We start from the raw sequence: 12,814 nt of genomic DNA on the forward strand, positions 1-12,814 counted from the left end.
ATCCTCTCCGCCGCTTCTTCCTGGCCTTCAAGTGACAGCTTGTCTATATTACCACACCCTTCCCCCTTTGTCAACACCGTTCTCCCTCTTTCTTCCCTTTTCAGCATTCTTTATGGTTTCATCTAATTTCTCTGGTTTCTTTTTAGGCCCTTTGTATAGTTGGACTTTCTTGACTTTACTATATGAAAGCATTATAATATTGCTAATTTTATGCTTTATAAGGGAGAGAGTCATTTTGGAGGAAAAGAAAAAGGCCCTAAAAGCTGCCTTTCCGCACACTATTCCCGTTTTGACCGGCTTCATTGTCTTGGGAGCAGCTTATGGAATTTTAATGACCGAAGCCGGTTATTCTTGGGTCTGGACTGTGCTCACCTGTACATTTGTATTCGCGGGTTCCATGCAGTTTGTCTCTGTAGGAATGCTTTCTTTGGGCTTTCATCCCATAAGCGCCGTATTAATGACGCTCATGGTCAATGCCCGCCATCTTTTTTATGGAATTTCCATGCTTCAAAAATTTAATAGCGCTGGCAAACTCAAGCTGTATCTGATTTTCAGTTTATGTGATGAAACTTTTTCGATTCTCTGTACTGCCCATCCTCCTGCGGGTGTAAGCTACAAATGGTTTATGTTCTTTATTGCTGTTTTAGATCATTTATATTGGATTATGGGAGGATTACTGGGGTCGGTGCTGGGCTCCTTCCTCACATTCAACACCAAGGGAATAGATTTCGTCCTCACTGCGCTCTTCGTCGTTATTTTCATCAATCAGTGGAAGGCTACGAAAAACCATCTCCCCGTAATAGTTGGGGTGGGAGCCTCTCTCATTTGTCTGATACTCTTTGGCCCCTCCAATTTCCTTATTCCCGCTATGATCGTTATTCTACTATTGATTACTCTTCTGAAAAAGCCTATGGAAAAGGAGGAACTGCTATGACTATCCTCCAGTCAGCTTTATTTTTTAGCATCGTTGCCGTCACTACAGCGTTGACCCGTGCTTTGCCTTTTCTTCTCTTTCCGTCCAGCAAGCAAACGCCAAAATACATTATATATCTCGGCAATGTAATTCCTTTTGCCATGATTGGTATGCTGGTCGTCTACTGTCTTAAAAATATTTCCCTAGCCGCTTTTCCATTTGGACTTCCTGAAATCATTGCAATTGCCGTCATTGCAGTTCTTCACCTGTGGAAAGGAAATACCCTGCTGAGCATAGGCATCGGTACTGTGACCTACATGATTTTGGTGCAATTCGTATTTATATAGAAAAAAGCTCCCGACGGGCGGGGCTTCGTAAAACAGTTATTTTGAAAAATGCTTGAAAACGACTGTTTTCAAGGGACGGCGTGACTTCGGTCACGCCGTTTCCTTTTTCGCAAGTTCTTCCAAGGGGATAAAGCCGATACCGTCATATTCGATGTGGATCTTCTGTCTGCGCTTACCGCTGGACTTGTCGGGTGCTTCCACATAGATCGCCTTTATCAGCTCTCGCAGCATACACGGGTCGATTTCCTCGATGTCCACATATTTGTCTGCCGTTCGGATGAACCTCTCAATATTTTCGTTCTGTCTTTCCTGTACTTCAATTTCCTGTCGCAGAGCGACAACCTCTGCTTCAAGTTGTTTTTGTTCCGCTTCGTAGTTCTGGCTCATCATCTCGAACCGCTCGTCATTCAGCTTGCCTTTCACGTTGTCCTCGTAGATCTTGACGAACAACCTTTTCAGTTCAGCGATACGGCGCTCATTGCGTTCAAGCTGTTTACGGCTCGTCTGTAGCTTTTCTGCTGACTCCAACTGGAGCTGTTGTTCCATTACGAAGATGAAATGCTGACGGTATCTGAGGATATACCCCATCACCAACTGGATGTGCTTCAGCACCATTCGCTCCAATACAGACTCACGGATGAAGTGCGTTCCGCACTTGTCCTTGTGTTTCCAATGAAGCGAACAATCGAAGAAAGCACCCTCACGTTTGCCGTTGTTGGTAGCTCCGTAGTACAGCTTCTCTCCACAATCAGCACAGTACACCAAACCGGAGAAGGTGCTTGTACATCCCGACTTGGTTTTGCGCTGTCGCTGTTGGCGAATGATTTGCACTTTCTCAAAGACATCCTTTTCGATAATGGCTTCGTGGGTGTCCTCGAAGATGGCCTGCTTTTCGATGGGATTATCCCTTTGCTTCTTGTCCCAGATGGAATTGGTGTAGGTCTTGAAGTTAACCGTGCAGCCTGTGTACTCTCTGCGTTCTAAGATATGAACTACGGTGCTTGCGTTCCACCCGCATGGGTTTTCTGCTGCGGTATTGGGACTCTTGATGCCCATGCTGTTCTTGTAGGCGGTAGGAGTGAGAACTCCATCTTCTTTTAGCTGATTGGCGATCTGCGAAGGGCCTCGCCCGTTCATGCACATATCAAAGATACGCTTCACAACGGATGCCGCTTCGGGGTCAACAAGCCAAGTCTGCGGATTCTCTTTGTCCTTGATGTAGCCGTAAGGAACATTGGTGGTAAGCGGTACGCCACGCTCGCCCTTTGCTTTCTGCACAGCACGAATTTTGCGGCTGGTATCTTTTGCGAAAAACTCATTGAACCAGTTTTTGATACCTGCCATGTCGCACTCGGCGCTGTTCATGTCGATGGAATCGAAGTGGTCATTGATGGCGATATATCGAACACCGCTTTTCGGGAAAACGATGTTGATATACAAGGTGGTCAACGCCGAGTTTCGTCCAAGTCTTGAAAGGTCTTTGGTGATGATCGTGCCAACACGACCTGCCTTTACCTCTGTAAGCATCTTTTGGAAACCGGGGCGATTGTCAAAGTCAACACCGCTGTAACCGTCATCCACAAAGAATGTGGGATTCGGAAAATGATTCTGCTTTGCGTATTGAAGGAGGATCATTTTTTGCGTCTGTATCGAATTTGACTCGTCAGCCTTTTCGCCAGCCTTATCATCCTTCATATCCTCAACAGACAGTCTGCAATAAAGGGCTGTGATTTTGTCTGTTGCTCCTAACATTTCTGTTTCCTCCTCAATCGGAGCAACTGTCAGTACAGGATTGGCTGTCTCTATTATATCAAACTTCTGAATTTCTGTCATTGATGTCCCCCTAACTGATTTGTAAACTTTCTCGTTGCGATGCGCTCCAACTTACGGATGAAGCTGTCCTCACCCTCATAGCTGCCGGTGATGGTGTAGACTGTTCCGTTGATTTCTTCGGTAACGGTCAGCTCCGGAATCCAGTAGGCAGAAATGTTTTTGACCACAATGTTGCCGTTTTCATCGAAACGAATATTGCGGCGAGGTGCATCCGCTGGCGTCGGCTCATGCTTCCAATACGGGTCGGGGTTGGAGAAATGGTAGCAAGGTATCTCGTCATCTTCGGGTACGGTCAAGGAACTAAACCACTCTTTTAGTTCCTCTGGTGTCATGTCGATTGCTTTCTTTTGTTCACTCATCGTAAAAATCCTTTCTTGAGTTGATAGTATCAAGTGGACAAATTGTCCACTTGATCGGATAGGAATGGAATCGAAGGGAAGGAATTATCGTTCCTCCTGTTTGCGGTTATCTTTCTTCTCACGTGTATGCTCAGTGTTGCCAAGTCCTTTGTTCACGCAGGACTGAATGTGCCAAATGCGTTTATGCTCGTCACGGATAGCAACAAACTTGGAATAGGTTTCTGCGTGAGTCTGTTCAAGCATTGCGTACTCCTTGTCCAGTAGTTTCTGGTCGTACTTTCCCTCGGGGAATACTTCCAAAAGCTTCCGTCTCACAGCGTAATACTGCTTCAATTCCTTTTCGTGCTCTGCCTTGTATTTCGCCTTTGCCTTGTCGAACTTGATTTTCTGTAAGCCGTCTACAATCGGTTTCAGCTCTCTCATGATAGAAGCGTATTCAGGCATCTTGTGGATTTCTTTCATGCGGGCAGTTTCCGCATCCATGGTAATTTTCAATTCGTCAACGGTGTCTCTGAGGGTCGATACACGGCTTTCCAAATCTTCGATGGTGTAGATTTCGCTGGCTATAAGATAATGGACCATCTCGTTCAGTTCCTTCAGATTGCTGACCTTGGCTTTCTGCGAATAAGCTTTGGCATTACGCATATCAAAATATCTTTGCAGAGGAATGATAACGGGATCGGATTGCGGCTTATTCAGCTCCGCCTTGATCTCTTTGATTGTTTCAAGCAGGAGGGACAGATTCTTACGAAGATTGCGGATAAAAGCATTGGTTCTTCTGATCCAACGATTGAACTCGCCCTTTTCTGTCTTGATGCCTTTCTTCTCCATGGCTCGGACTGTCGGGCCTTCGTGCCTTGTGGGGAGAAGCTCCACGCCTTGCCGTTCATAGCTGCGGTGGTCGATGTGAACATCCAGGCCTTTTTCTTCAAACTTGGCGTTGCACATCACCGCCCATTGCTCACGCCAGAACTCCAAGGTTTCCGCAGAACCCCAATCGGTGGTAGGCACTGCGTTGAACACATAATCGCCTTTGCCATCGGGGATGCGGCTGCCGTTTTCATCAAGCACATATTCTCGTCTTTGCTTCAATCCCCATTTTCCGTTTTGCTCGATAGGGCGAATGGGACACAGAAAGTGAAAGTGCGGATTGTTGATGCCGCCTTCTTCTCGCTCCGGTTCGTGAACAGCGAAGTCAACCACCATGCCACGACTGACAAAATGTTCTGCAAGGAATTGTCTTGCAAGAGCAATGTTTTCTTCCTGGGTAAATTCATTTTGAAAGGCAATATCGAAGCTGTAGGCAAGCTGCGCTTTCTTTCCTTTCTCCACTTTCTCAACGGCATTCCATAATGTTTCTCGGTCTGCATACGCTCTCGGTGCGTGGGGTGGCAGTAAGATTTCGGAACAAATCACACCGCCCTTGTTGGTGTAGTCGCTGTCCTCGCCGTAATACTCGCTGTGCAGTTTTTCGCCTGCTCGGTAGGCAGCGGATGCCACAACGGATTGACCTTCGCTGCGCTTGATTTGATCTACATGGAAATGATATAAAGCGATACTTACCCCTCCTTTGCTCGGTGGTTTCTGAAATCGTGAGTCTTCTTCATGCGGTGAAGAACCTGCTGAATATCATCCCTGTGAAAGATATATTCCAGTAGTTCCATCACCTCAGTGATGTCCAACTCCTTGATCTCCGGTGCAATGCTTTCCAAAGTTCCTGCGATGGTGCAGAGACGATGTGTGCGGCGTTTGCGTTCACCATCTTCGTAATACTTCTGTCGGTTTTCCAGTCGGGTGATTTTGTGGTCGAGTTGTTCGATTTCTTTTTCGTTTTTCTCTTTTTCTGCTTTGAGCCTTTCAAGCTCGGGATTAGGTTTGTAGTCCATAGAACCTCCTTTGTGTGATGATTGTTTTCAGCCTTGTGGGGACGGAAGGATTTAAAAAATCGTTTCGTGCTCACAAGGGCGCTGGGATAGCTGTGAAACAGTGCAAGGGGTGCAGCCCCTTGTTCGGAACGGAGTGACGCAGAACAGACGCAACTTCGCAGTTGTCGGCTGTCAGCCTCGCAGAGCGCACATACGGGTGTGGAACACACCCGTATAGAAGTGCGCCTTTAGTAAACTAAGGGTTAAAAACGCTTTCGCCGTTCTACCCGAATGTCGTTCCTGCCCAGGAGTCTCACCCCGACGTTGCTTCGCTCATGTCATCTCAAAGTCATATCCCATTCGGACGGTCATTCAGTTGTTGGATGTAGAAGAAAACAAAAAGAGCCGATTACACAGAGCATCAAAAATCGGCGGGAGCATGGCTCTCGCTTCAAAGTGATGTTCTATGTAATCGGCTCTGAAAAATCAAAGTCGGGTTCTGCTTTCTACAGCTCCCGCCGACAGAACCAAAGGCGTGGTGGAGCAGTTCGGCACTTCCGGTGTGCCGATACCGTGTCGGATGAAACCGACCTATGGTGAACATTGGTATTCAGTTGTACCACCATTATACAGATACATCACTTATGCGTCAAGATTCTGAATGTCTCTCACTATATTCGGAATTTCAAAGAGCGCTTTTCAACGGGGGCAGAAAAAGGCCCCTCTACTGGTTAGGACATTTAGGAGCAAATTATCAACGGGTTTTGGAAAACTTTCTTCATATACCTCCAGAAAAAACATTCAGATTCGTACCCGGCGCAGGAAATTTCCTTTCAAGTGGTAGCCGATGGAAGTGGCGTTTTGGGGAGCGGTCTCAGAAAAAACTTATCCCCCAATGGTAGCCGACGAGAAAGACATTTTTAGAAGCGTATCAAGAAAAATTTGTAAAAAAATAATTCTGCCCAAGTTGGACAGAATTTCTAAAATCAACTTCCCGACAACTTGTCGGGAATAAAAAACGACCTCCGACCAAGTTGGTCGGAAGTCTAAAATCCAACTTCTGCCCAACTTGGGCAGAAGTTAAAAATCACTTCGCCGCAAGTTGCAGAAAAGTGGCACAAGCAACTTCGACACAGGTTGTGTCGAAGTTAAATTCACGAGAAACGGCACTAACTCTTTGTGGTTAGCGCCGTTCTTCCAGTTATTTGTTTACGCAGAATACTAAATTATCTACATCTGGAAGTTTGTTCAGCTCTGCGCATCGTTTAAGTATCCGATTCAGTAAATTTGCGGATTCTTCTACTGCACTTTCAAGGTTGTCCTTTGTCTTATTACCATGCACGGCAGAGGAACGTGAAGAATACATTTTTCGTACTTGCTTAAATATCTGCTGCGCCTGTGCCTCGTTTTGACCAAGAAAGTTAGCAATATACAGGCTTATTCTAAAGCTAACCTCGGTGTTCACATTAAACAGCGATTCGATTCCAGACCAAATAACAGCTAACTGCACACGAGGTACAGAATGCCATCTGTAACTTGCCATGGTGTGTACTGCGGTTTGGAAACTGTCTTTCTCTAAAAGTTTATATGCCGTTTCATAGTATCTTTCCAACCACGACTCGTCTTCTTCAGATATGTTGTAGATATCTGATAACAGTGCACGTAATTCATAATTGGTTATATGAATGTGCTCAGCCTTTGCAATTTGCTCGATTGGCTGATCACTTTGCAGATTGCACATAACATTGTGATTGAATAGAGCACCTAACAAAACACAATCCCATTGTGAATTCCATGCATTGGCGATTAGATGTTCTGTGTCATCTCCAATAATATGAAGCTGCGAGGCGATTGTAGGGTTGCATAGCACAGCTATGGAGAAATCTATATCATTTTCAAATAACGGCATAACTTCCTGCCACTTTATTGCTGACTTTGCCGGAAAAAGGCAGACCGTATCGTGTAGCCATATTTGTTTTGAGACAGAAATGCCATTAACGTATAAATAACATTCATTTCCCATGCCGACCATTCCCACAATTCTCACCTCATTCCAGTTGTTCATATATCAATCGGATTTTCTCTACCTTGACAGCAATACAACGAATTGCCACGAGAAATTACCCCACATTAGCTTTAGATGTGAATTAGTCCATGTTTGTTGGCTTTAATAATATAGCTAAATCCACCGTCTGATTTTGCTGGGCTAATCTTATTTTTGTAATCGAAATAACCGATTCCAATATTAAGCAATTGTGCTCCTGTTTGGATTGCGGAAGTAACATCTTGACCAATGTGTGATGATAACTGTTGACCAACGAACGGTATTCCAACCAAACTAACCAAACTACTCAAGAAAAATGTAATTCTCGAGTCCTTAAGTGCCTTATAAAAATCCTGAGAGCACTGTTGCCATCCCTCTATAAATTGAGCTTCATAGTGCCGTATTAACTCTGGACTGTCGGCATTATATATGTTTGTTTCCAACTCTCTGATTTTCGTTCTAAATGCATTAAGTTCATCTTTTCTTCTGTTTTTGAACTCAAGGATGTCTTCAAAACTTACATCAATAGAAGGTTGAGGCAAACAATTTTCTATATTAATTTTGCAGCACTGCGCTTGTAGATCTGCACGGTTGCGAGAATTGTTATAGATTTCTCGGCTATGGGTGGATGTATCTGTACCTAATACGATGTCTTTGCCAGAGCATTTTATCGAATACTCCGCAAGTGTTCTCATGTATATTTGTGCTATTTTGCTGTCTATCTCCATCCAACCATCCGTGTTGTAATCGTGTATATATCTTCTATCTCCGAAATAATCCAATAACTGTGGCGGTAACTTTCTGTAGTGAAGCAACTCGTGTAAAGCCGGTGCATATATTTTGTTTTTGTGCATCCTAACTCGGCTATTTTGAGTTCCATTATTGGTGGTTCTTAACTCATAATCAGAAATTCTTTTTACGATAGAATTGCAAAAATCTTCTGCAAACTCAGAGAAGAACAGTTCTCGAGGATAAACAGCTTTATATACCCCTAATTCCTGCAGATACAATAATTCCGGGGAAAAATCCGGATAGTTCTCATAGGGGACAATGGATGACACCTCATCCCAATACAGAATGGCATTTCTCAACCAAGCGCCATCTTGAATATCGATTGTTGGATAATACAAAATTGTTTGTGCCATAATTCCACCTCTTTTGGGTTCATCAATGATTTTTCTTCGACCTACAAGCACGTTTCTTCAATAGGTGTATTAGTTTCCAACGATCAATACGCTTAGGCATCTTTTGAAAGATTTCCCGATAATCCATCTTTTCTGGAATCCAACGTCCATTTTGCGTGATACTATGACCATCAAGCAGATGAAGGAAGAACGATGCCTCGATGATTACGGAAATAGAATTGCTTACACCGGAGCCAATGTGATTATGTTGGTACAAATTACGAGGTCCCTGGAAGAAGCCCATAAGCATATACCTGATGCCGTCCTGCTCGTTGCGCTCGGATTCATTTTTCAGATCATTGATTGCAATAAGGGGAGACCTCTTGATTTCACCGGTCTGCTTGTCTATTTCAAAAGAAAGTGCTCTTGTTGCCAGATCGAATCCATGCGAATCCAAGCCCGATTTCTTTTTGAGGTAATTCTCCACAGCTATAAAAGCTTCACGTGCTGCCGACTCAAACTCGGATTTATATATAAGCTGTACGGCATCCGATAACGCTGTGTGGATATTGTATACCTCAAAAAATCCTTTGAGTTTCTTTAGGGAATATGGCATCAGACTGCCGCAACAAGGACAGAATGTAAAATCATAAAAGTCAAACCCATATGTACCGTCGCTATATTCCCTTAGTTGCTTTCTTCTGGGTGGCAGAGAACAGCCATTGGGACAAGCGTATTCTTTTCTCCTCATTGCGGTTCACCTCATTTCAGCCAATTATTTATCAAACAATGGTATTTACTGATTTTGAAGAAATCTTTTCTTGATATTATCTTCAATCAGCAGTTGTGCGTCGGTTAAGTAGTGGTCTTCCCACTTCTTGGTTGTATTGCATCGCAGACATTCCATTTCCAATCCATACATGCCACTTTGCTTAAGCCGCATACCGCATTTTGAACAGACCGGATGAAGATGGGAAATAGTGTATTTCCCATCGTAAGTCTTACTATATTCCCATTCCCAGGACAAACCCAGCATAGAATCTTTTGTGTAACTCAGAAAAGGTATGGGTGTATCTTTTTGCTTGGTATCAAGAATTTTCACATAGATCAGCAACGCTGCGAACAGAAGTGCAAGTACAACCAGCACCCACCATACCTTTAATTCAAAGTTAAGGAAAGCTACAATGGCGTTGCCAACGAATTGGAGCAATGCTTTGAGCGTACTCAGCCAATCGACTTTGTTAATCCAATCCATCACGAAGGATAGCAGAACACTACCTATGACGGTCGTTCCGATTCCAAGGGTCCATGGATTCTTTATAAACTTCTTCATCCACCTCACCTCATTTCAACCGTTCGCACAACGGTAGGATTTCTTCCAGTTTGGCGACGATACGTTTTTGCTCGGCAAGGGGAGGTAAGGGAAATAAAAATTGTTTGATTGATTGCAGTCCAACATTGGGTTGTGTGGTTTTATTTATATACCGATTGATTTCCTGCTTTATCATCCCGCTTTGAAGAACATAAAACACGTACTGTGGATGCATTAAATTTGCCATATTTTTCACAGTACAGCATGAATACGAAACCAAAAACTCCCTATCTGTATCTACCATTCGTACCACGCCAATCGTTCCATATCTCGGAAATACAATATCACCTTTTTCCGGTTTACATTTCTTGGATAAATGCTCAAAATCTGATTTTCCAACCATCTTAGCATTATCATAGTCAATTCCTGTTGGCGTGAAATTTACTGGAGAAATATATGGATACCCATTGTTTTCTACTGTTTCTGGCATCTTATGGTCAATATCAGCCACAGAAAGAACCGCATCATTCAACCGCACCCATTTCCAACTATCCGGAATATCAAACGGGATTTCGTCCTCCGTAATTTCAGCCAACGGCTTTTCCTTTTTAATCTTGCTTTCTTTGATCAGTCGCTGTTTTTCTGCTTGAATCTGCCGGTACAGTTCTTCGCCTGTTCCTTCTTCCGGTCTTTGCTCTACGAGCTTACCTTGAATGGCATATTGGAGAATGGACTTCTTCATATCCTCCGGGAACTTGGCGTTAAACTGTTCCAACTTTTCGTAGGCAGCAGCATAACGGTCAACATACGGAAGAAGTTCTTCTATCTTGGCAACGATGCGCTTCTGTTCGGCAAGCGGCGGAAGAGGAAGTATCGAATTTACTATTTTCTCTTTCGATATATTGGGTTGTGCTCCACCTTCGGCCATTCCAATATAGGTTTTGCGCATGGACATCAAATAATAAAATAGATATTTATTATACATTCCTGCGTAGGGGATACAAGCACAACAAGCTTGATTTGTTGTAACCGGAATTTCCAATATGCCGAGTTTTCCTATTGTAGCCCCATACATAGCCATCAGAACTGACCCAACCGGATTTAATCTTACGGACGTTTTCTCCAATGCCAACTCTGTGATGTACTCAGGAACTTCTTTTATAAATCCATTGTTTAGATCTCCTGTTTTTAGCCATGGAATAGAGCCACCATAATAGGCGGGATTGGTTCTGGATGGTGTTGCTCCTGAACCCCAAGAGCCGGTATCGCCTACCCTAATCCAAACCCAAGTTTCTGGGATATCAAACGGTATTTCGTTATCGGTAATATCAGCTAACGGTTTTTCCTTTTTTATTTTCTTTTCTTTGATGAGTCTCTGCTTTTCCGCTTGTATTTGCTGATACAGTTCCTCACCTGTTCCTTCTTCCGGTCTCTGCTCAACAAGCTTGCCTTGGATTGCATATTGAAGAATACTTGCCTTTAACTGTTCGGGGGTCATTCTTTCACACCTCCCGGCAGCAATGCTTCCAGTTCTGCAAGAACCTTGTCGATTTCGGCATTGAGGGTGGTTCGTCTCTCCTGATACTCTCTGATCGTATCAAGCGGGTCAAGAATTTCTTCTTCCTCGTGAGGATAGCCGCAAAGATCAATGTTGCAGCCCTGCTCATTCAGCAGATAATCGGCAGTATATTTCTGCGCCTTGAAGTATTCTCCGTCCGGAATTACCTTTCTATCATTCCACCAAGCGATACAATCATCGAAGTGCTTTAACTCCATCGGCTTGGTCTTGGAAAAGTGCTTTCTGTCGGACGGAATATCCACTCTGTAGAACCATGTTTCCGTTGTCGGCTTTGTGTTATCGAAGAACAACAGATTGGTCGTGATGGAAGTATAGGGGCTGAACACAGAGCTGGGCAGTCTTACAACGGTGTGCAGATTAAACTCGCCAATGAGTTTTTTCTTGATGTTTACTTTTGCATTGTCCAAACCGAACAGGAAACCATCCGGCACAACAACAGCGGCTCTGCCGTTCTTCTTCAAGCGGTACAGGATCACCGACATAAACAGATCGGCGGTTTCGGAACTTGCCAGATCATCGGGGAAGAAGCCTTGTATGGACTTGTCCTCATGTCCGCCATAGGGAGGGTTCATCAAGATGACGTCGAACTTATCTGCATCCGTATAGTCCAGCAGATTATGTTTCAAGGAGTTCATGTGATAGATGTTCGGAACTTCGATATCATGCAACAGCATATTGGTTACGCAGAGCAGATATGGGAACGGCTTTTTCTCAATGCCGTAAATGCTGTCATCAAGCTGCTTTTGCGCAGAAGTATCGGTGACCTGCTTGGACAACTGCCCAAGCCAGGAAGTGATAAAGCCGCCCGTGCCGCAAGCAAAGTCAGCCATCTTTTCACCAAGCTTCGGCTTGATCATCAGCGCCATAAACTCGGTTACGGCTCTCGGGGTGTAAAACTCACCGGAGGAACCGGCTGACTGCAATTCTCGCAGAATTTCTTCGTAAACGAAGCCGAAAGCATGGCTTTCCTTGACATCATCAAATTCCACTTCATCAATGACATCTATGACCTGACGGAGATAAACGCCGTCTTTCATATAGTTGTTGGCATCTTCAAAGGTCGATTTTACGATTGCTTTCTTGATAGGAGTATCAGGTGTAACCTTGATACCCTCATAGATAATCGTGTCGCCTTCCTTTACATCATTGCCTTTCAGTACCGGGAACAAAGTGTTGTTGACAAAGTTCAGCAGCTTATCTCCGGTCATAGCGTGGCCGTTGCTGTCTGCCTTTGCCCAATTTCTCCATCTGAGATCTTCGGGAATGATGGATTCGTAGTTGTCCTCATTCAGTTCCCAGTCGTCTTCCTTGGCATCGTATACTTTCAAGAAAAGCATCCATACCATCTGCTCAATTCGTTGAGCATCGCCGTTGATACCTGCGTCCATGCGCATAATATCACGGATTCTTTTTATAAAACCTGACTGCATCGCCATAA

Annotated in this window: 12 protein-coding genes; 2 read left to right on the plus strand and 10 right to left on the minus strand. The window is 44.1% G+C overall.

Annotated features, from left to right (window positions below; translation table 11 throughout):
* Both H8710_RS12255 and H8710_RS12260 read left to right on the plus strand, forming a co-directional pair.
* Positions 1 to 934: AzlC family ABC transporter permease (locus H8710_RS12255; protein ID WP_346727117.1), on the plus strand; the 934-nt coding region annotated here is incomplete at its 5' end.
* On the plus strand, positions 931 to 1,260 hold the full coding sequence (locus tag H8710_RS12260; RefSeq protein ID WP_249296135.1) for a branched-chain amino acid transporter permease: 330 nt from the start codon (positions 931 to 933) through the stop codon (positions 1,258 to 1,260). The genes H8710_RS12255 and H8710_RS12260, both read left to right, overlap by 4 nt.
* Before the next feature lie 90 nt (positions 1,261 to 1,350).
* On the opposite strand, the gene H8710_RS12265 is transcribed toward H8710_RS12260, so the two are convergent.
* The 10 genes from H8710_RS12265 to H8710_RS12310 form a co-directional block, all read right to left on the minus strand.
* Positions 1,351 to 3,012 carry a recombinase family protein gene (locus tag H8710_RS12265; protein WP_249296136.1) on the minus strand — a complete coding sequence of 554 codons (1,662 nt, stop codon included), beginning with the start codon at positions 3,010 to 3,012 and terminating at the stop codon, positions 1,351 to 1,353.
* Positions 3,013 to 3,089: 77 nt separating this feature from the next.
* Positions 3,090 to 3,452: a hypothetical protein gene (locus H8710_RS12270; RefSeq protein WP_249296137.1), complete on the minus strand. Its 363-nt coding sequence runs from the start codon at positions 3,450 to 3,452 to the stop codon at positions 3,090 to 3,092.
* 84 nt (positions 3,453 to 3,536) lie between these two features.
* A complete protein-coding gene (gene mobQ / locus H8710_RS12275; protein ID WP_249296213.1) occupies positions 3,537 to 5,009 on the minus strand; it encodes a MobQ family relaxase in 1,473 nt (490 codons plus the stop codon).
* Positions 5,010 to 5,011: 2 nt separating this feature from the next.
* Entirely contained in the window at positions 5,012 to 5,338 is a 327-nt protein-coding gene (locus H8710_RS12280) for a DUF3847 domain-containing protein (protein ID WP_249296138.1), read from the minus strand.
* 1,180 nt (positions 5,339 to 6,518) lie between these two features.
* Positions 6,519 to 7,355 carry a hypothetical protein gene (locus tag H8710_RS12285; protein WP_346727118.1) on the minus strand — a complete coding sequence of 279 codons (837 nt, stop codon included), beginning with the start codon at positions 7,353 to 7,355 and terminating at the stop codon, positions 6,519 to 6,521.
* 98 nt (positions 7,356 to 7,453) lie between these two features.
* Entirely contained in the window at positions 7,454 to 8,506 is a 1,053-nt protein-coding gene (locus tag H8710_RS12290) for a DUF6236 family protein (RefSeq protein ID WP_249296139.1), read from the minus strand.
* A gap of 22 nt (positions 8,507 to 8,528) precedes the next feature.
* Positions 8,529 to 9,236 carry a TIGR02391 family protein gene (locus tag H8710_RS12295; RefSeq protein ID WP_249296140.1) on the minus strand — a complete coding sequence of 236 codons (708 nt, stop codon included), beginning with the start codon at positions 9,234 to 9,236 and terminating at the stop codon, positions 8,529 to 8,531.
* A 45-nt stretch (positions 9,237 to 9,281) separates the two neighbouring features.
* Positions 9,282 to 9,818 carry a hypothetical protein gene (locus H8710_RS12300; RefSeq protein ID WP_249296141.1) on the minus strand — a complete coding sequence of 179 codons (537 nt, stop codon included), beginning with the start codon at positions 9,816 to 9,818 and terminating at the stop codon, positions 9,282 to 9,284.
* Between the two features lie 10 nt (positions 9,819 to 9,828).
* A complete protein-coding gene (locus H8710_RS12305) occupies positions 9,829 to 11,295 on the minus strand; it encodes a restriction endonuclease subunit S (RefSeq protein WP_249296142.1) in 1,467 nt (488 codons plus the stop codon).
* Positions 11,292 to 12,812 carry a class I SAM-dependent DNA methyltransferase gene (locus H8710_RS12310; RefSeq protein ID WP_249296143.1) on the minus strand — a complete coding sequence of 507 codons (1,521 nt, stop codon included), beginning with the start codon at positions 12,810 to 12,812 and terminating at the stop codon, positions 11,292 to 11,294. Before H8710_RS12310 ends, H8710_RS12305 begins: the two co-directional genes overlap by 4 nt.
* Between the last annotated feature and the right edge of the window lie 2 nt (positions 12,813 to 12,814).

This window comes from Fumia xinanensis (genome assembly GCF_014384905.1).
In the GTDB taxonomy this organism is placed as follows: domain Bacteria; phylum Bacillota; class Clostridia; order Oscillospirales; family Ruminococcaceae; genus Fumia; species Fumia xinanensis.

Bases quoted from the DNA above. Each gene is read 5' to 3' on its own strand.
- H8710_RS12260 (WP_249296135.1), top strand. From the start codon at position 931: ATGACTATCCTCCAGTCAGCTTTATTTTTTAGCATCGTTGCCGTCACT.
- H8710_RS12265 (WP_249296136.1), bottom strand. From the start codon at position 3,012: ATGTTAGGAGCAACAGACAAAATCACAGCCCTTTATTGCAGACTGTCT.
- H8710_RS12270 (WP_249296137.1), bottom strand. From the start codon at position 3,452: ATGAGTGAACAAAAGAAAGCAATCGACATGACACCAGAGGAACTAAAA.
- H8710_RS12280 (WP_249296138.1), bottom strand. From the start codon at position 5,338: ATGGACTACAAACCTAATCCCGAGCTTGAAAGGCTCAAAGCAGAAAAA.
- H8710_RS12290 (WP_249296139.1), bottom strand. From the start codon at position 8,506: ATGGCACAAACAATTTTGTATTATCCAACAATCGATATTCAAGATGGC.
- H8710_RS12295 (WP_249296140.1), bottom strand. From the start codon at position 9,236: ATGAGGAGAAAAGAATACGCTTGTCCCAATGGCTGTTCTCTGCCACCC.
- H8710_RS12300 (WP_249296141.1), bottom strand. From the start codon at position 9,818: ATGAAGAAGTTTATAAAGAATCCATGGACCCTTGGAATCGGAACGACC.
- H8710_RS12305 (WP_249296142.1), bottom strand. From the start codon at position 11,295: ATGACCCCCGAACAGTTAAAGGCAAGTATTCTTCAATATGCAATCCAA.
- H8710_RS12310 (WP_249296143.1), bottom strand. From the start codon at position 12,812: ATGGCGATGCAGTCAGGTTTTATAAAAAGAATCCGTGATATTATGCGC.